17 protein-coding genes are annotated in these 18,951 nt (G+C 61.6%); 13 read left to right on the forward strand and 4 right to left on the reverse strand.

The genetic code is table 11. The annotated features are described in order from the left end of the window. Positions 1-102 precede the first annotated feature (102 nt). Positions 103-537 carry an NINE protein gene (locus AC3RCG_RS07305; RefSeq protein ID WP_070221855.1) on the reverse strand — a complete coding sequence of 145 codons (435 nt, stop codon included), beginning with the start codon at positions 535-537 and terminating at the stop codon, positions 103-105. Between the two features lie 277 nt (positions 538-814). On the opposite strand from AC3RCG_RS07305, the gene rpsP reads away from it, so the two are divergent. The 10 genes from rpsP (at position 815) to AC3RCG_RS07355 (ending at position 8,194) form a co-directional block, all read left to right on the forward strand. Further along, on the forward strand, positions 815-1,066 hold the full coding sequence (gene rpsP, locus AC3RCG_RS07310; RefSeq protein WP_010395524.1) for a 30S ribosomal protein S16: 252 nt from the start codon (positions 815-817) through the stop codon (positions 1,064-1,066). 13 nt (positions 1,067-1,079) lie between these two features. Then, positions 1,080-1,637 carry a ribosome maturation factor RimM gene (gene rimM / locus AC3RCG_RS07315; protein ID WP_070221854.1) on the forward strand — a complete coding sequence of 186 codons (558 nt, stop codon included), beginning with the start codon at positions 1,080-1,082 and terminating at the stop codon, positions 1,635-1,637. 50 nt (positions 1,638-1,687) lie between these two features. Further along, a complete protein-coding gene (gene trmD, locus AC3RCG_RS07320; protein WP_492405177.1) occupies positions 1,688-2,434 on the forward strand; it encodes a tRNA (guanosine(37)-N1)-methyltransferase TrmD in 747 nt (248 codons plus the stop codon). Positions 2,435-2,565: 131 nt separating this feature from the next. Next, a complete protein-coding gene (gene rplS, locus AC3RCG_RS07325; protein WP_010395528.1) occupies positions 2,566-2,949 on the forward strand; it encodes a 50S ribosomal protein L19 in 384 nt (127 codons plus the stop codon). Positions 2,950-3,029: 80 nt separating this feature from the next. Continuing rightward, positions 3,030-3,689, forward strand: coding sequence for a CoA pyrophosphatase (locus AC3RCG_RS07330; RefSeq protein ID WP_492405175.1), 660 nt, complete (start codon positions 3,030-3,032; stop codon positions 3,687-3,689). Between the two features lie 97 nt (positions 3,690-3,786). Then, entirely contained in the window at positions 3,787-4,746 is a 960-nt protein-coding gene (locus AC3RCG_RS07335) for a CobD/CbiB family protein (RefSeq protein ID WP_070221851.1), read from the forward strand. A gap of 224 nt (positions 4,747-4,970) precedes the next feature. Beyond that, positions 4,971-5,306: a DUF3579 domain-containing protein gene (locus tag AC3RCG_RS07340; RefSeq protein WP_070221850.1), complete on the forward strand. Its 336-nt coding sequence runs from the start codon at positions 4,971-4,973 to the stop codon at positions 5,304-5,306. Positions 5,307-5,387: 81 nt separating this feature from the next. Then, positions 5,388-5,837: a CBS domain-containing protein gene (locus AC3RCG_RS07345; protein ID WP_070221849.1), complete on the forward strand. Its 450-nt coding sequence runs from the start codon at positions 5,388-5,390 to the stop codon at positions 5,835-5,837. Between the two features lie 78 nt (positions 5,838-5,915). After that, positions 5,916-6,734 (forward strand): GyrI-like domain-containing protein, encoded by an 819-nt coding sequence (locus AC3RCG_RS07350; RefSeq protein WP_492405172.1) that lies wholly within the window; start codon positions 5,916-5,918, stop codon positions 6,732-6,734. Then, complete coding sequence (locus tag AC3RCG_RS07355) at positions 6,731-8,194, forward strand: nitrilase-related carbon-nitrogen hydrolase (protein WP_492405170.1); 1,464 nt, start codon at positions 6,731-6,733, stop codon at positions 8,192-8,194. Before AC3RCG_RS07350 ends, AC3RCG_RS07355 begins: the two co-directional genes overlap by 4 nt. Before the next feature lie 193 nt (positions 8,195-8,387). Here AC3RCG_RS07355 and AC3RCG_RS07360 read toward each other — a convergent pair whose 3' ends face one another. Continuing rightward, positions 8,388-9,128, reverse strand: coding sequence for a GntR family transcriptional regulator (locus AC3RCG_RS07360; RefSeq protein WP_070221847.1), 741 nt, complete (start codon positions 9,126-9,128; stop codon positions 8,388-8,390). Positions 9,129-9,515: 387 nt separating this feature from the next. Between AC3RCG_RS07360 and AC3RCG_RS07365 the strand changes: the two genes are divergently transcribed. From AC3RCG_RS07365 to AC3RCG_RS07375, 3 genes are all read left to right on the forward strand, one after another. Next, on the forward strand, positions 9,516-12,200 hold the full coding sequence (locus AC3RCG_RS07365) for a TonB-dependent receptor (protein WP_475414310.1): 2,685 nt from the start codon (positions 9,516-9,518) through the stop codon (positions 12,198-12,200). 202 nt (positions 12,201-12,402) lie between these two features. Beyond that, positions 12,403-15,102: a TonB-dependent receptor gene (locus tag AC3RCG_RS07370; protein WP_492405167.1), complete on the forward strand. Its 2,700-nt coding sequence runs from the start codon at positions 12,403-12,405 to the stop codon at positions 15,100-15,102. Between the two features lie 64 nt (positions 15,103-15,166). Next, positions 15,167-16,288 carry an acyltransferase family protein gene (locus AC3RCG_RS07375; protein ID WP_492405166.1) on the forward strand — a complete coding sequence of 374 codons (1,122 nt, stop codon included), beginning with the start codon at positions 15,167-15,169 and terminating at the stop codon, positions 16,286-16,288. Here the strand turns inward: AC3RCG_RS07375 and AC3RCG_RS07380 are convergent. Both AC3RCG_RS07380 and AC3RCG_RS07385 read right to left on the reverse strand, forming a co-directional pair. Further along, entirely contained in the window at positions 16,285-17,478 is a 1,194-nt protein-coding gene (locus AC3RCG_RS07380) for a DUF5009 domain-containing protein (protein ID WP_492405163.1), read from the reverse strand. The genes AC3RCG_RS07375 and AC3RCG_RS07380 overlap by 4 nt on opposite strands. Positions 17,479-17,559: 81 nt before the next feature. Further along, the gene (locus AC3RCG_RS07385; protein WP_121668653.1) at positions 17,560-18,867 is read right to left on the reverse strand and encodes a tetratricopeptide repeat protein; all 1,308 of its coding nucleotides are present in this window, start codon (positions 18,865-18,867) and stop codon (positions 17,560-17,562) included. Between the last annotated feature and the right edge of the window lie 84 nt (positions 18,868-18,951).

Here is an 18,951-nt window from a genome sequence, read left to right on the forward strand (position 1 = left end):
AATGTCGGCATTGTGAATGCAGTATAGAGGAAAATCATGATTGCTTACCAACACTTACATGTGCGTGCGGGGCGACGGATTGATGTAATTTCCATGCGGAAATTAACCGTAGGCGCCGCCTGTGTACAGCAAGTCGAACAGGCGCGCCATGGTGGCGATCAGCACGCCCGCGCCTAGCATCAAGGTAGCGACCAGCACCACGGCCAGGGGCCAGCCCGTGTCCGACGCGCGGCTTGATGCGGCATTGTAGCGGGCGTCCCACTTGTCGTCCGGCATCAAGCCCAGGACCAGCGCTTCCAGGAAGCCGCCCAGGGCGGACAGGGTCAGCGGCAATATCTGATAAAACCAGTCCGCCTCGGGAAACAGCTGATGCAGCAGTGCGCTGGCGGGCAGGGCGGCCAGGTGTAGCCAGCCCCAGCGGTCTTTGGCGCCGTGCAGGTAGAAGCGGTGTGCGCCCAGCGTGCCCAGCAAAAAGGCCAGCAAGGTGGTGAATGCCTTGTTCTTGTGCGACTGTTGCAAAATGGTAGCGGTGGTCATGGGACTCCAGAATTGCTCATCAGTAAAGATTGCCAGTATCGGTCATTGCCTCGCACAACGATAGCACTTTCCTGTGGCGTTTATGCAATGATTTCGCCTGAGTTCAAGCCATGGCCGGCACGATAGACGCAGACGCCTATTGCGTCTTCGGCCCTGACTGGTCATAATGTTTGATTAGCCCAAATTACACGCCCGTCATCATAACGCTTGCTGCCTGGCGGTAAAGCGCGCTATAATTTGCGGCTTTTTCCGCCTCAGCACACTTTTTGGAAATATTATGGTCGTTATTCGTTTAGCTCGTGGAGGCGCCAAGAAGCGCCCGTTCTTCAACATCGTCGCTACTGATTCGCGCAATCGCCGCGATGGTCGCTTCATTGAGCGTATCGGTTTTTACAACCCGATGGCGCAAGGTGGCGAAGTTCCACTGCGTATCACCGCAGACCGTCTGGCCTACTGGCAAGGCGTTGGCGCACAATTGTCGCCAACCGTTGCTCGCCTGGTAGCCAGCAACAACAAAGCAGCAGCTTAATTAGATCACTGGTTTGACGGTCAAGACTGCATCCGGGGTGAAAGTCCCCGATGACCTGGTACAGGTAGGCTATGTCTCCGGTGCTTATGGCATCGCTGGCGGAGTCAGGATCACTCCTTTCTCCGACGATGCGGATGCATTATTAAGCGTCAAAACCTGGTGGTTTGATAAACCGACCTTGCATGATGTTCAAGTCAGGCAAGCGAAGTTACACGGCGGCGACGTCGTGGCCCAGCTGGTGGGTGTGGTCGGGCGGGATGCCGCAGAAGCGCTGAAAGGCGTGTCTGTGCAAATTCCGCGTAGCCATTTCCCGACGCTGTCGGCCGATGAATTTTATTGGTCCGATCTGATCGGACTGACAGTCGAGAATTTGCAAGGCGAGTGCCTCGGCACAGTGCATGACATGATGAGCAATGGTCCGCAGTCGATCTTGCGCGTTACGCCCGTCGCCAGTGCCGATGAGACCGTTGAAAAGGCGCCTGAGCGCCTGATCCCGTTTGTTGGCCAGTTTGTCATTAACGTTGACAAGGCTGCCAGCAAGATCACGGTCGACTGGGGCCTCGATTATTAAACCGCCTGCGCATAACTTTGCGCCAGGCAAACGTTGCAGGATGGTGAGCGATGCAATTTGATGTCGTGACCCTGTTCCCGGAAATGTTTGCCGCGCTGACGCAGTCGGGTGTGACCCGGCGCGCCTTCGAGCAGGGGAAATGTGGCTTGTCCTTGTGGAATCCCCGTGATTTCACGACCGACAATCACCGTACCGTGGATGACCGCCCGTATGGCGGCGGCCCCGGCATGGTGATGATGGCCCGTCCCCTCGAAGCGACAATTAATGCCGCCAAGCAACGCCAGGCCGAATTGGGACTGGCGGCGCCCCGCGTGGTGTTCATGTCGCCGCAAGGCCGTCCGCTGACGCACGCGCGCGTCACGCAGCTGAAAGCCGAGCCTGGCCTGGTGATCCTGTGTGGCCGCTATGAAGCCGTGGACCAGCGTTTGCTGGACCGGTGCGTCGACGAAGAGATCAGCATGGGCGACTTCGTCCTGTCGGGCGGTGAATTGCCCGCCATGGCGCTGATGGATGCGGTGATCCGCCTGTTGCCCGGTGTCTTGAACACGGAGGCATCGGCCATCGAGGACAGCTTCGTCAATGGCTTGCTCGATTCGCCGCACTACACGCGGCCGGAAACATACGAAGGCATGGCCGTGCCGCCCGTCTTGATGGGTGGCAATCATGCCGAGATCGTCAAGTGGCGCCGCCAGCGCATGCTGGAAGCGACCGCGACAAAGCGGCCTGACCTGCTGGTCAGTGCGCGCGCCGCCGGCTTGCTCAGCAAGGCCGACGAAAAATTCTTGGCCAGCCTGTAAGCCGTCTCCGGACGGCCTGCAGGGTGGCCAGTAGTGCCGGGCATGTTGCCCATATTGTGTTACCCATCCTCTACCGGGCGGATACTTGCTATCCACAGTGCGCCGGCATGATGGTTTTCGGAGTGTTAAAAATGGACTTGATTCAACAATTAGAGCAGGAAGAAATTGCTCGTCTGGGTAAAACCATTCCTGAATTCGCACCAGGCGATACCGTTATCGTCAGCGTCAACGTAGTCGAAGGCACGCGCAAGCGCGCCCAGGCTTACGAAGGCGTCGTTATCTCCCGTCGTAACCGTGGCCTGAACTCGAACTTCATCGTTCGCAAGATCTCGTCCGGCGAAGGCGTTGAGCGTACGTTCCAACTGTACTCGCCGCTGATCGCTTCGATCGAAGTGAAACGCCGTGGTGATGTTCGCCGCGCCAAGCTGTACTATCTGCGTGAGCGTTCGGGTAAATCGGCGCGTATCAAAGAAAAATTGCCAAACCGCCGCGTTGTGGCGAAAGCAAGCGCGTAATATCAGCGTCTGCGTTGGGAAAAGGGGTACCGTATTGGTGCCCCTTTTTTTATTTAGAATTGCTAATGGGATAAGCTGCCATGGCCACCATCGCATTTGATCCAAAACAACTCGCCATCGATTCGATCGCCGGCGAGGCGGCGCTGGACGCCGTGCGCCTGACGCCGGACTGGCTGCGCCAGCGCCTGGCCGAACAGCCTGACTGGCAGCCCGAGATCACCCAGGATTTCCTCTCCGCCCGCGCCGTGCCCGTGCGCGCCGCCGTCCTCATTCCCCTGGTGCAGCGGCCGCAGGGCTTGACCATTTTGCTGACCATGCGCACGGACCACCTGAGCAGCCATGCGGGCCAGGTCAGTTTTCCCGGCGGTCGCAGCGAGCCGTTCGATGGCTCGCCCGTGGCCACGGCCTTGCGCGAAACGGAAGAAGAAGTGGGCCTGGCGCGCGAGCACGTCGAAGTGCTGGGCTGCCTGCCCGACTACCTGACGGGCACGGGCTACCAGGTCACGCCCGTGGTGGGTCTGGTGACGCCGCCGTTCGAACTGCGCGCCGACCCGTCCGAAGTGGCAGAAATCTTCGAAGTGCCGCTGGCCTTCCTCATGGATGGCCTCAACCATCAGCGCCTGTCGGTGGAATTGCCGGGCGGACGGCGCTCGTTCTACGCCATGCCGTACGAGCGCTTCTACATTTGGGGCGCCACGGCCGGCATGCTGCGCAATCTGTTTCACCTGCTGCGCGCGTAAAATGGCGCCGCGCACGTAATAAGTTTGATTCCAGCACGGCACTGCGCTATCGTAGCGGGCATTGCGGTATTGCTGAAAAAGACAAAAAGGACGTTTGATGACATTTCTCTCCATACTTTGCGCATTGCTGATCGAGCAGCTCAAACCTTTGCGCGCGGACAATCCGATCTACGCCGAAATCAAGAGCCTGGCGATGCGCATGGAGACCTGGTTCAATGCCGGCCACGCCAGCCACGGCCGCATGGGCTGGTTCCTCATGATCGGCGCGCTGATGGTGCCGACGGCGGGCGTGTACTGGATATTGCTCCACTACCAGCTGACCCTGCTGGCCTTTGCCTGGAACGTCCTCATCGTCTACCTGACCCTGGGCTTCCGTCATTACAGCCATTACTTCACCTCGATCCAGCTGGCCCTGAGCGCCGGCGACGAAGCGACCGCGCGCACCTTGCTGGCCGACTGGACCAAGCTCGACACGGTGGGCATGGAAGCGAGCGAGATCGCCCGCATCGCCGTGGAAAAAGCCCTGATCACCACGCACCGCAATGTGTTTGGCGTGTTCTTCTGGTTCCTGATGCCGCTGGGCCCTGCCTGCGCCGTGATGTACCGCGTGGCCGAATACCTGGCGCGCGCCTGGAACGAGCCCGAGCACATGCGCAATGAAGCGTTCGGCCAGTTCGCCGCGCGCGCCTTTTACTGGATCGACTGGATCCCCGTGCGCCTGACGGCCGTGGCGTTTGCCGTGGTCGGCAATTTCGAGGACGCCATCTACGCCTGGCGCAATTTCGCCCAGCGCTGGCAGGACGAGTCCATCGGCATCATCCTGACGGCCGGCGGCGGCGCCATGGGCGTACGCCTGGGCACGCCAGCGGAAACGGCCGCGCGCGTGCTCGTCACGCCCGACATGGCCGTTGACGACAGCGACAGCGAAAGCGATATCCTGCCGGGCGAAGAGCCGGGCGCGCGCGCCTTGCAGAGCACGGTGGGCCTCGTCTGGCGCGCCTTGCTGCTGTGGATGCTGTTGCTGCTGTTGATGTCGGGCGCCGTTTTCCTCGGCTGACGCGGGCGCACATGCGCCATCCATGCGCCTTGCGCGTGGAACAAGGTTAAAATAGGGGCTGGCGCGCAAGGCGTGCCGGCCCCTGTTTGCATCGCCAGGGCAGATGGAGGTAGAACCCAAGTCTTCTATAAGATATAATACTGGCTTACCGCAGCAAACGTAGTTGACTACCAGCCCGGCTTACCCGCCGGGGCCATTCACGCAATCCAGTCCCGACAAGCCACATGGCCGAGTTATCTCAAAAAACAGGGGAACTCTCAGACGAGTTCTTCATCCTTGGTCTCACCAGCAATGGCAAGCAATTCCGACCCAGCGATTGGGCCGAGCGCCTTTGCGGAGTGATGTCCTGTTTCAATCCCGACGGCGGCGGGCGCAATGCGCACCTCCAGTATTCGCCCTACGTGCGCCCGACCGTCGTCAATGGCGTCAAGTCGGTGGTGGTCAACACCAAGCTGCGCGAGATCGAGCCGATGGCGTTTCACTTCGTGCGCGAATTTGCCAAGGATAACGACCTGCAGATCGTCGAAGCCTGCTTCTTGCCGCCCCCAGAAGAAAAGTAAGACCGTTTCAATTGATTTGCCTCAAACCCGCCACGGCGGGCTGGCGTAGCGTGGACACTCTGCCTCAAACGGAGCGGCGACATGCGCATCGGCGACATCTGTACCCTGCATACCATCCATTGCCAGCGTGACACCAGCGTGCAAGACGCCGCGCTGCTGATGCGCCAGCACCACGTGGGCGACCTGATCGTGGCCGAACAGCCGAACGGCGAACGCGTCCCCATCGGCATCCTCACCGACCGCGACATCGTCATTTCCGTCATCGCCCTCGGTCTCGACCCCGCCAGCCTGCTGGTGGGCGACATCATGAGCGCGCAACTGCTCACCGCCAGCGAAGACGAAGACGTCTACGACATCATCGAACGCATGCGCGTCAACGGCATCCGCCGCCTGCCCGTGGTCAACAGCCTGGGCGCGCTTTCCGGCGTCGTCAGCATCGACGACTTGCTGGCCTTCCTGGCCCAGGAAATGGCCGAGCTGGCGCGCATCAGCAGCGGCCAGCTGGTCCACGAAAAGCGCACCAGAAAGTAAGCCCGTATTGCGCAATTCCGGTCAAGTCACGGCTTGCTGAAAATGCTACAGTCGCTGCTCGTTCAACGGGAAGCGTTCATGCACTATCTGGCCAAGGCACTCTGGTATATCGAATCGCATTATGCGGACGATCTCTCGCTCGGCGATATCGCCCACGTGGGCGGCGCTTCGCCATGTCATCTGACGCGCGCGTTCGGCCTGGCCACGGGCCACTCCGTGATGCGCTATGTGCGGGCGCGCCGGCTCAGCGAGGCGGCGCGCGCGCTGGGCCAGGGCGCGCAAGACATCCTCGCCGTCGCGCTGGAGGCCGGCTACGGTTCCCATGAAGCCTTTACGCGGGCCTTCCGCGACCAGTTCCACGTCACGCCGGAAATGGTGCGGGCCCAGCGCCACGTCGCCAACCTGGCGCTGGTGGACGCCATCAAAATGGATGTGGCGCCGGGCGTGCCTTTGGCGCCGCCCCGTTTCGAGCAAGGGCCCGCCTTGCTGGTGGCGGGCCTCGTTGAGCGGTATTGCGCGGAATCGTCTGCCGGCATTCCCGCCCTGTGGCAGCGCTTCCTGCCCCATGTGGCGCCCGGTCAGCTCGTGTATGGCGTGTGCTGCAACAATGACGACGCGGGCAATTTCGACTACCTGTGCGCCATGGCGGTGGCCGACTTTTCCCAGGCTCCCGACGGCTGGACGCGGCTGCGCATCGCCCCGCGCCGCTATGCCGTGTTTCATCACCGCGGGCATATTTCCACCATCCGCGCCACCTGGCATACGGTGTGGAACGAGTGGCTGCCGCAGTCCGGGCTGGAAGTGGCCAACGCGCCCGACTTTGAACGCTACGACCGGCAATTCGATCCCGCCAGCGGCGTCGGCGGCGTGGAAATCTGGCTTCCCCTGAAAGCATGAGCATGCCCGATACCTTGTCTGCGCCCATCCTGTTCGCCGGCACCACCGCGCTGCGCCGTCGCCTGTCGCAAATCGCCGCCGCGCTGGCGGCGGGCCTGCCCCTGTACTGGGTGCTGGGACCGCAGCCGCTGGGCCCGCTGGCCTGGTTCGCGCCGTTGCCCGTGCTGTGGCTGGCCCTGCGCGCGTCGCGCCGCGATGCGGCCTGGATGACCTTCCTGGCCACCGTGCTGGGTCTGTCATCCAACTTCAGTTATTTTCGCCTGCTCATGCCCTTGCCGGCCGTGCTGGCCGTGATCACCGTCAAGGCACTGCTGTGGCTGCTGGTAGTGCTGGCCACGCGGCGCCTCGTGCTGCGTTACCGGGCGTCGTGGACGGTGCTGGCGTACCCCGTGCTGTGGGTGGCTATCGATACCCTGATGGCGGCCTTGCTGCCCGATGGTAACTGGGGCAGCCTTGCGTATTCGCAAGCGGACAATGTTGCCATATTGCAGGTAACGGCCCTGGCCGGCGTGCCTGGCCTGCTGTTTCTGCTGTGCCTGGCGCCGTCCGCGCTGGCCTTGCTGCTGGCCGGCGGACGTGCGTATGCACCAGCGGCGGGGGCGACGTTGTTGCTGCTGGCGGCTGCGTTTGGCGGTGGCGCCTGGCGCGTGCACGGCGCACCGGCAGCAAGCGGGCCACTGGCGGGACTGGTGGCCATCGACGACTTCATCGGCCCGGCCACGCCGCCGGCACGCGCGCAAGCCGTCTGGGACCAGTACGCGCGCCACGTGGTGCAACTGGCCGGGCAGGGCGCCAGGCTGGTGCTGTTGCCGGAAAAGATAGCCGTGCTGGCGCCCGCGCAGGCGGATGCCGTGCGGCAGCGTTTCCAGGCGCTGGCGCGCGGCACGGGTGCGTGGATTACCCTGGGTATCGGCGTGCAGGATGCTGCCGGCCGGCGCAACCTGGCCTGGCTGTTCGCGCCCGATGGCGCCGCACCCGTCAGCTATCAAAAACATCACCTGGCGCCGCCCGAGCGCGATTTTCTTGCCGGCAGCGCGTATGCCGTGCAGCCGGTGGCGGGTCTGGCCATGGGCCTGGCCATCTGCAAGGACATGCATTTCGCGCCCCTGGGGCAGGCGTATGGCGCGGCCGGGGCGCAGGCGATGCTGGTGCCGGCCTGGGATTTTCAGCTGGACGGCTGGATGGGCGCGCGCATGACGGTGGTGCGCGGCGTGGAAAACGGTTATGCCGTGCTGCGCGCGGCGCGCGAGGGGGTGCTGACGGTCAGCGACGCGTATGGCCGCGTGCTGGCGGAACGGGCCAGCAGCGCCATGCCGGGCAGCACCTTGCTGGCGCCGCTGCCGGCGCACCCGTCCGTCGCCACCTGGGCTGGATGGCTGGGGCCGCTGTTCGGCTGGCTCTGCGTGACACTGGGCGTGATGCTGCTGTGTACGGGACGCCGCGCCATGCCTTCTTCTTGATGGGAAAAGTCAGATTTTGCTGCAATGCGCAAAAACGCATTGCGCAGCCCTTTTTATATTCTCCGTACGCAGGTCACATAATCGCCGCCGATTCATTCGCCATGGCCGTGCATATAATAGGCGTGATGGCGGCATATATATTGCACTGCAATAAATGGTGTTATCTGGTATTCGTGAAATGCGGCGATTGGTATTAATTGGTACTTAATTCAGCCACGAAGTCATACATATCGCCGCGGAAGTAGGAGCGGCAAAATTCCACGGCGCGGCCATCGCGCAGAAAGCCCAGCCTTTCCACCGACAAGCCCGCGTCGCCTTCCTCCGCCTGCAGCAGGCTGGCCTGCTCGCCCGTCAGCAACAGCGCGCTGAGGCGCTGCAGGGCGCGCACGGGCCGGTTGCCCGCCTGTTCCAGCGCGTCGTACATCGATACGTCGACGGCGTCGAGCGCCGGCAGGCAACTGGCGACGATGGTCGCGTATTCCAGGCACATCGGTATTTCGTCCGCATAGCGGATGCGGTGGAAGCGGTACACGGGCGCGCCCGGCGACAGCCGCAGGCGCAAGGCCTCTTCCGGCGTCACGGTGCCCTCTGCGCGCTTGAGCCACACACTGCGCGGCGTGCGTCCGCGCGCCCGCATGTCCTCGGAAAAAGAGGTCAGTTTGGCGAAGTTTTTCTCGATGCGCGTATTGATGAAATTGCCCGAGCCGGGGCGCCGCACCAGCAAGCCTTCGTTGACGAGGCCATCGATGGCCTTGCGCACGGTGATGCGCGAGACGGCCAGGTCGCTGGCCAGCTGGCGCTCGGCCGGCAGGGCTTCGTCGGGGCCGAGGATGCGCTTGTCGATCGCTTCGCGCAGCGCGCGCTGCAGTTGCTGGTACAGGGGCAGGCTACTCGTCTGCCCCAGGCCTTGCATGATGTGAGCCAGGGTTGTCATACGCTGAAGGTCTCCGTTACGGCGCGTTGCAGACGCGCTCTGTATCTGTTTTATGTCGCTGGATAATACCAAAAAAGACCGTTATAAAACCAATTTGAATTATCAGGGCGGCAATTTATGCCTGCCCTCGCTGGTATTTACCCCGCTCATACGGGCTACAAATTGATTTCGCTGAAGTGGTCTGTGTGATTCAAACAACGTTATAAAAAAAAAGTTGCAACTGGTAGTGTTCTGGTATTGGATAGTAGTATATTGGCGTTGAATTGGTTTTGTAAGTGGTTGTGCCGAAGGGTCTGCAGCATGCCGCAAGAGTAGGCGGGCTGGAAAGAAGACCTACGTTAAAAATGAAAAGGTTCCAATCCTGGAGCCTAAATCAAGGGGGAGTACATGAAACGCAATTTGACACCTGCAGCTGCCGTCGTGAAATCCGGTTCGCGTAGCCGTACGCCGATCGCTGCGGCCGTTGCCGTGATGGTCGCCGGTCTGTCCTTTTCGGCGCAGGCGCAGGAAGCGCCCGCCGAAGACGTGGCCACCGTGGTGACGGTGACCGGCGTGCGTGCCTCGCTGGAAAAATCGCTGAAGCAAAAACGTAATGCGGATTCCGTGGTGGAAGTGGTGACCGCCGAAGATATCGGCAAGATGCCGGACCGTAACGTGGCTGACGCGATCCAGCGCCTGCCAGGTGTGAATACCCAATCGTCTGCCGGTGGCGAAGGCGGCTTCGGCGAAAACGACCGCGTCAGCCTGCGCGGCACCAGCCCCAGCTTCCAGCAAACCCTGTTCAACGGCCATGCCATCAGCACGGGCGACTGGTTTGTCTTGAATCAATTTGGCGGCAACGTGGGCCGTAGCAGCAGCTTCTCTTTGCTGCCATCGGAGTTGGTGAGCTCCGTTGTCGTGCACAAGAGCGCCACCGCCGACCTGCCTGAAGGCGGCGTCTCGGGCGTGATCGACGTGATCACCCGTCGTCCGCTGGAATTCAAGAACCAGATCACGGCCGAAGGCTCGATCCAGGCTTTCCATAATGACCTGGCCGGCAAGACGGACCCGCAGTTCTCCGGCCTGGTAAACTGGAAGAATGACACGAATACCCTGGGCATCATGGTGCAGGGTTTCTCGCAAAAGTCGACCGTGCGCCGCGATGGCCAGGAAATCCTCGGCTATACGCCGATCTCCGCTACCAGCAATGCGGCCTTGGCCCATCCTGAACTGGCCGGCGTAAAAGTGCCGACCTTTATCGGCGCCAGCCTGTTCGAGCAAAAGAAAACCCGCGAAGGTGGCGCATTCGACATCGAATTCAAGCCCAGCAAGGACCTGACACTGGACGTAAACGGCTTCTATTCGCAGCTGAAGGCACCGCATCAAAACACCAACTGGCTGGCTGCACCGGCCAACTCGGTGAACAGTACCAACGATAAAGGTGTCTCGACCGGTCAGGTGCCGACCAACTACACGGTCAAGAATGGCACACTGACAGGCGCCACCTTCGCAAAAAACTCTGGCGAAGTCGACAATATCTACCGTCCTGATGCCGGCGGCGAGTCGTACTACCTCGATTTCAACTTCAAATACCGCGCCACCAAGGACCTGACCCTGACTGGCAAGCTGGGCAAGACCCATGGCGTCGGCTATGACCGCGACGATGTGTACTACCAGAACAACGTCGATGGCGGCATGGTGTATCAATTGAACGGCATGAGCCCGGCCAGTGTTTCCTATCCCGGCGGCACCACCACCAAGCCAGGCTCGACGGCATGGGCCGGCGGCGGCGAATCGCGTTCCGTGGACCAGGAAAAATATGCTCAGATCGACGCGGAGCTGCGCCTGTCTTCGGGTATCTGGGATTCCGTCAAGTTCGGCGGCCGCTTGACCGATCACAAGCGCGATGCGGAGCATCCGTTCGAAACCCGTCCGGGCGACCTGGGCTTCTCCAATCCTGGCCCCGTGTGGAATGGCACGATGTACCCGAGCGACTTCGCCAACAACCTGGGCGGCAACCTGTCGAGCAACTACTTCAAGTACGACGGTTCGGCACTGGGCGCTTGGGGCGCGGCACCGGGCAACCGCCTGTTCGACTACGTGCGTCGCCATAACTGGACCGACGAATTCAAGCTGAAGGAAAAAACCTCGGCTATCTATGCCATGGCCAACCTGACGGGCGACAACTGGAGCGGCAACTTCGGTCTGCGCGCCGTTCACACCAAGCAGTCGACCCTGGTGAACCAGGCCGGCGGCCCGATCACCGGTTCCGACTGGGGTGCGTATTCGCAGCATCTGTATGAGCGCAGCTATAACGATTTCTTGCCTAGCGCCAACATCAAGTTCGATGTGCGCAACGACCTGGTGGTGCGCGCCGCCGTGGCCCGCACCATCGCCCGTCCCGACTACAGCGCGCTTGGTGGTTCGGTATCGCTGAACGACGATGCGTTGAGCGGCAGCGGCGGCAACGTCAACCTCAATCCGGTGAAGTCGGATAACGCCGAAGTCAGCGCCGAATGGTATTTCGCACCGAAGTCGGCCTTCTCGGTGGGCTTGTTCTACATGGACCTGAAATCGGTCGTGTCGAACGGTACCGTCAACGCTACCTACTTCAACAGCAAGCGCAATGCCAACGCCGTGTACCAGATCACGTCGCCATTCAATACCAGCGGCAAGAACAAGGGCGCGGAGTTCAGCTATCAGCAACCGCTGTTCGGCGACTTCGGCATTTTGGCCAACTACACCTATGCCGATGGCAAGCTGGACAACGGTGACGAACTGGTCAACGCATCGCGCAGCACGTACAACCTGACGGCCTTCTACGAAGCCAACGCCCTCAGCGCACGCCTGGCCTACAACTACCGTTCGGCTTACAAAGCGGGCGTGGACCGTGGCGCCAGCCAGCACGTTGCCGGCGCCGGCGGCCTGGCCGGTTCGCTCAACTACAAGATCAACGAACACTTCACGATCACGTTCGATGCGCTTAACTTGACGAACACGACCATCAAGATGTACGCGGAAAACAAGGATCAGCCACGCGCTTTCTATAGCAACGGCCGTACCTTCTACCTGGGCCTGCGCGCCAAGCTGTAAACAAGACGATCCGGCCTGATGCACCCGCGTCAGGCCCGGTCTTCCTCGGTCTTTCAAGGCAAGTTCCTGTTTCAGGGGCTTGCCTTTTTTTTCGGCGCTCCTGCTGATCTTTGTCGCTTTCTGCTGCACCCCGTCGTTTGCCGTCTGTACTCATCCATAAAACCGTCCCGCCAGCGCGGCGGGCATCCATAACGAGGAGTCTATGAACAGCCGTTTGCATCCCGTATTACATCCCATCGCCGCCGCAGCAGCCTTGCTGTCCATGAGCATGTCTGCCCAGGCGCAGCAAGCCCCCATGCAGGAAGTGGTCGTGACCGGCATCCGCGCCTCGCTGGAGCAATCGCTGAGCCAGAAGCGCAACAGCGATTCAGTGATCGACGTCGTCAGCGCGGAAGACATCGGCAAGTTGCCCGACAAGAACGTGGCTGACGCCGTGCAGCGTGTGCCTGGCGTCAACATTTCCTCGTCGGCCGGCGGTGAGGGCGGCTTCTCGGAAAATGACCGGGTCAGCATCCGCGGCACCAGCCCCAGCCTGACGCAAACGCTGATCAACGGCCACGCCGTGGGCACGGGCGACTGGTTCGTCACCGACCAGGTGGGCACCGTGGGGCGCAGCGTCAGCTTTGCCTTGCTGCCGTCGGAAATTGTCAGCCGCGTCACCGTGCAAAAGAGCGCGCAGGCGGACCTGGTGGAAGGCGGCGTGGCCGGCTCCATCAATATCGAGACGCGCAAGCCCCTCAGTTTCAAGCAGCCGTTAACGGCGGAATTGGCCGTGCAAGCCATCTATGCGGACTTGCCGGGCAAGACCGACCCTCAGATGAACGCCCTGTTTAACTGGAAGAACGAAGCGAAGACCATGGGCGTGCTGTTCCAGGTGTTTTCCGAGAAGCGCCACGAGCGCCGTGACGGGCAGGAATTCTTCGGCTATGGCGCCATCGACGCCGGCAGCCCTGCCGCGCAGAAATATCCGGAACTGGCGGGTGTGCTGGCGCCGCTGGGCATCAACTCGGCCCTGTTCGAACAGGTACGCAAGCGCCAGGGCGGCAGCATCGATCTGCAATTCAAGCCGACGTCTGATTTGATGCTGGACGTCAACGGCTTCTATTCCAAGCTGGACGCAGCCAATTACAACCGCAGCTTTTATAACCAGCCCGGCGCCAATCTGAATGCCGTCGATAATGACGGCAAGCATGTGGGCGTGATTCCCAGCGCGTTTACGGTCAAGAACAACACCCTGGTGGCAGCCGATTTTCCCGCGTCGCAGTTTCCTGCCGCGAATGCCACCACGCCGTACAACGGTCAGCTGTATTCGGCCCTGGTGGACCAAATCTACCGCCCCGGCTCGAACTCGTCCACCGCCTACATCGACTTCAACGGTAGCTACCGCGCCAGCGAGCGCCTGCGCATCACGAGCAGCCTCGGCTACACGCGCGGCATAGGCGAAACACCCGTCGACCTCGGCTATGAGGCGGGCTTGACGGGCGTGGGCGTGTCGTACCAGCTGAACGGCCTGTCGCCGGCCAGGCTGAATTTCCCCGGTCTCGATGTTTCAAAGTTATCGAATGCGGTAACGGCATCGGCCTGGGGTTCGCATGTGGAAACCCTGGACACGGAAAAATACGGCCAGGCCGATGGCGAGCTGAGCATGGATTACGGCGTGCTGGAATCGCTGAAGTTCGGCGCGCGCTACGCGGAACACCACCGCAATGTGTCGTGGCCAGAAAACCGCAGCTGCGCGGTGTGCGACGGCACGACGAATGCGCCCCTGCCGACATGGAATGGCGGCACCTACCCGGGCGACTACGGCAAGGGCCTGGGCGGCAATGCGCAGGGACGCTACTGGCAGCTCGATCCGGCCGACCTGGTGGCGTGGGCCAACAAGTATGACAATACGGGCGGCCCGAATTCGCGCAACTGGCCGGCTGAACTGGACGTGAAGGAAAAGGATAGCGCGGCCTACATCATGGCCAACCTGGCAGGCAACAAATGGCGCGGCAACGTGGGCGTACGCGTGGTACGCACGCAGCAGACGACGGTGACGAACGTGCCGGGCGGCGAGAACCCGATCGGCCAGGAAAACATCTTTGGCACCTACACGCCCACCGTCGTCAAGCACAGCTACACGGATGTGCTGCCGAGCGCGAACATCAAGTTTGACCTCAGCAAGGACCTGGTGGCCCGCGCGGCGGTGGCGAAAACCATGGCGCGCGCCGACTACAGCGCCCTGGTGGGCGCCGTCAACCTGAACGACCAGTTGCTGACGGGAACGGGCGGCAATCCGGATTTGAAACCGATACGCTCGACCAACTACGACGCCACCCTGGAATGGTACTTCGCGCCGAAAGCCATGCTGTCCGTGGGGGCCTTCTACATGGACATGAAATCGTACGTGACGTTTGGTACGGCGCCCGTGAGCTACTACAATAATACCTTCAAGAAATTCAACACCTATGTGATCCAGTCGCCGACGAATATCGGCGCCAAGAACAAGGGTGTGGAACTCAGTTACCAGCAGGGCTTGTGGGGCGGTTTCGGCGTGGTGGGCAATTACACCTATACGAATGGCAAGGCCGACGATGGCGCCGCCGTGGTCGGCAGCTCGCGCGGCACCTACAACCTGGAAGGCTATTACGAGGACGAGCGGCTGAGCGCGCGCCTGGCCTATACCTACCGCTCCAGCTTCCTGGCCGGCCTGTTCAGCAGCTCGCCCCAGTATGTGCATGGCGTGGGCAACCTGGCCGCATCGCTCAACTACAAGATCGACGAGCGCTATTCGCTGACCTTCGATGTGCTGAACCTGAACAATCCGGTGCTCAAGTATTACGGCGCCAACCAGGACCAGCCGACGGCCCTGTATTCGAATGGCCGCCAGTTTTACTTTGGCCTGCGCGCCAAGTTGTAGTTTTTTTTACCGGCTTTCCGCCACAAGCGGGAAGCTGGTTTTTATCTTTTTGAATTGTTTGACCATGACTATTGCTTCTCAACGCTACCTCGCCCTCGACGTCCTGCGCGGCCTGACCGTCGCCCTGATGATCGTCGTCAATACCCCTGGCGACTGGGGCGCCGTGTATGCGCCATTCCTGCATGCCGAATGGCATGGATTTACCCTCACGGACCTGGTCTTTCCCAGCTTTTTGTTTGTCGTCGGCAATGCGTTGGCGTTTGCGCTGGGCAAGTATGAACACCTGGGACACGGCGCCGTGCTGGCCCGGCTGTGCAAGCGCAGCGCGCTGATCTTTCTATTGGGCTTTTTGCTGTACTGGTTTCCCTTCTTCAAGATCGACGACGCGGGCCAGTTCGCCTGGTCGCCGTTGTCGCACACGCGCATTCCCGGCGTGCTGCAGCGTATCGCCGTGTGCTATCTGGCCGCCGCCCTGATCCTCCATTACGGGAAGACGCGCGGCGCGCTCGTCTTCAGCGCCTGCGCCTTGCTCGGCTACTGGGCCATCCTGGCCTGTTTTGGCGACTACAGCCTGCACGGCAATGCGCCGGCCAAGCTCGATCTGTTCCTGCTGGGCGACAGCCATTTGTACCACGGCGAAGGCATCGCCTTCGACCCGGAAGGTATCCTCGGCACCTTGCCGTCCATCGTCAATGTGATTGCCGGCTACCTGGCGGGCAGCTTCGTGCGCCAGGCGGCGCCGGCGCAATGGCGTTCCAGCCTGGTTCGGCTGGCCGTGGCCGGCGTCATCTGCGTGGCCGTGGCCTTGTGCTGGAATGAAGTGTTTCCGATCAATAAGAAGCTGTGGAGCAGCTCTTATGTGATGCTCGGCATCGGCCTGGACTTGCTGCTGCTGGCGCTGCTGATGTTCATCATTGACGTGCGTCAAATGACGTGCTGGACCCACTTCTTTGAAGTCTTCGGCAAGAACACCCTGTTCATCTACCTGGTGTCGGAAGTGCTGGTGATCATCGCGTTTACCGTGCGCATCGGCGGCGGCAACCTGTACCAGTGGCTGTACCAGCACTGGTTTGCGGGCTGGGCGCCGGCGCGCGTGGGCTCGCTGCTGTTTGCCGTCAGCTTCATGCTGCTGTGCTGGCTGATTGCCTACGCCATGGACAAGCGCAAGATCTACATCAAGGTCTAAAATTTTAATTTCAGCCCGTAACGCGTGGCCAGGGCAGTGAAGAACAGCATCAGGGCGGTGACGGCGGCGGCATTCCACAGGCCGGCCGCGCCGCCCGTTGCCCAATACGGCCACCAGAAAGGCGGCAGGTGCAGCACGGCCGCCAGCTGCTGCCACAGGTCGGGCACGATGTAGGCGAACAGGGCATTGGTGCCGGCCGGCACGAGCACCACGGCCCAGGCGCGCCAGCGCCACACGTCGATGACGATGTAAAACACGAGGAACAAGGCCAGGATGAGGGCGCTGCACACGAGCGTGTAGGATTCCGTCGCCGCGATCTTGTTGATGTGGTGATACGGCCGCAGCAGCAGGCCGGCCGCCAGCAGGCCCAGCGCGAACCATGCCATGAAGCGGATGCGCTGCTCATGGTTCAGGGCGGCGCCGCGCAGGAACAGCTGGCCCACCATGGTGCCGGCCAGTACATTGGCGGCCGTCGAGCCGAGTACCTGCGGCACGTTGACGAAGGCGTTGATGCTTGCCGGCAGGAAATCAAGGCTGCCCGCCGTGCCGCCCATGTACAGGACGAGCAGCAGGGCAAACATGCCCATCACGGCCGTGCCGCTGCCCCGGCACGCCAGGTACAGCAGGCTGCACAGCAGGTAGGACCAGCCTATCATGCCGAGGATGCCCCACCAGGACGGCTGCAGCCAGGTGCTGGAAAATTCGCTGTTCAGCTCTCCGCGGAACGTCGCCAGCAGGAACAGCATCAGCGCGCCGCCCACGGCCAGCTCCAGCTTGCCCGCGCCCTGGCGCCACAGCAGGATCATGGCCACGTAAAACAGCAGGAAATACAGGGCGTGCGGCAGCGGCGCCGCCTGCGCATCGTAGCGGTAGGCATTCGCCAGTACCACGCCAGCCAGCATCAGGCTGGCGGAGCGCCACAGCAGGCGTCCCAGCAGGGCGGGCGTGACGTGGCCGCAATGGCGCTGCAAGGCCAGCGGTATGGCCATGCCCACCATGAACAGGAAGCCGGGAAAGACCAGGTCGGGCAAGGTGATGCCGTCGGCGCGGGGCCCCGCGTGTTCGAGCCACCAGGCGATGCCGGGCATGCCGGCCAGATAGTTGACCCAGATCATGACGACGATCACGCAGCCGCGGAACGCGTCCAGGCTGGTCAATCGTTCAGGTGCGGGAGCGGTGGCTGGCGGCATGGATGAGTGAAAAAAGGTCGAAAAAAAAGCAGCCCCGGCCTGAACCGGGAACTGCCTTGCGCATGCTGGCGGGAACAGGAATTACTGTGCCGCTGCTGCCGGTGCCGCCGCTGCCGTGGCAGGACGGTTCAGCCACAGGATCCAGTAGCGGGCCAGGTCGCCCACGCCGTCGCCGCCCTTGACCGTTTCCAGGACCTTGATGGCGTCATCTTTCTTGCCAGCCATGGCGTAGGAATAACCGAGGCGCAGCTTGGCGTCTTCAGGACGCTTCAGGCCGCCCTTGGCGATGCCTTTCTGGATCAGGTCGATACCTTTGTCGAACTGGTCCATCGTCACGAAGGCGTAGCCGAGGTTGATCAAGCCCGTGCCATCCTTGCTCTTCATGGCCGACGCTTCGCCGCTGGCAATGTTTTTCGCATCGTCGGCGGCAGCCTTGTTGGCCTGGTCGCGCAGTTTCTTGTGCTTGGCGGCATTCGCGCCCGTGCCCAGTACGCCTTTGGCAAAGCCCGCGTCCAGCACTTTTTTCGCTTCCGTCGGGAAGGCGTTCTGCAGAGCGATTTCAGCCATGTCGCTGTAATCTTGCGGCGGCATGGTGCCCACGGCCTTGAATTGCAGGCGCAGCACGTCGAGCGCGAAGCGGTCGGAATAGCCGGCCTTGCCTTGCGTGCGGCTCAGCAGATCGCTCCAGTAGTCATCCGACGGGTAGTAGCGCACCAGGTTTTCCATGGCGACCAGGTAGGTGGCCGGGTCCTTGCTTTTCGAACCCGTGTTGGCCAGCAATTGCAATTCTTCGATGGTCGGCGTCTTGCCCGCTTGCTGCTTGGCCGTCAGGTCGGCCATCAGTTCCTGTTTCGCGCGCGCGAAATCATTGCTGAAGTAGTAGGCGCGGATGATGTACGGGCGCATGGTGGTCACGTCGCCTGTTTCCGTTTGGTAACGGGTGAACCACTTGATGGCGTTCGGATAATCCTTGGCGTTGTAGTGGTAGTTGGCCAGCGCCTGGATGAAGTCGCCCTGGGCTTTCTTGTCCAGTTTGCCTGATTCGATGACCGCTTCCAGCGCCGTCATGGCCATCGGTGCATTGTTGGTGGTCGAGGCCAGCGCCACGCGCAGGCGGTTCAGCACGAACGTTTCATACGGCGTCAGGGCGGGAATGGCGGCAGCCTGGTCGATGCGGCTTTGTACGTCGGCGTAGTTTTTCGCATCCATCGATGCCTTCACGGCAACCGGATCGAGCAGCTTGAACACTTCGGGACGTACCGAATCGGCCGGCGCGGCAGCGGCAGCAGCGGCTGGCTTGGCATCCTGCGCGTGCGACAGGGCTGGCAGGACATTGAGGCCGATGGCGGCCAGGAGCAAGCTAAGACGGGCAAGACGGAATTGGGACATGGGTTATCCTTCAATCAATAACAAAAATACGCTCCGGTACTGGTTGCCGCAACAGGGTGCGGCGGCATTTGCCGGGGGCAGGGA

The sequence above is a fragment of the Janthinobacterium sp. GW823-FHT01H08 genome (assembly GCF_058797855.1).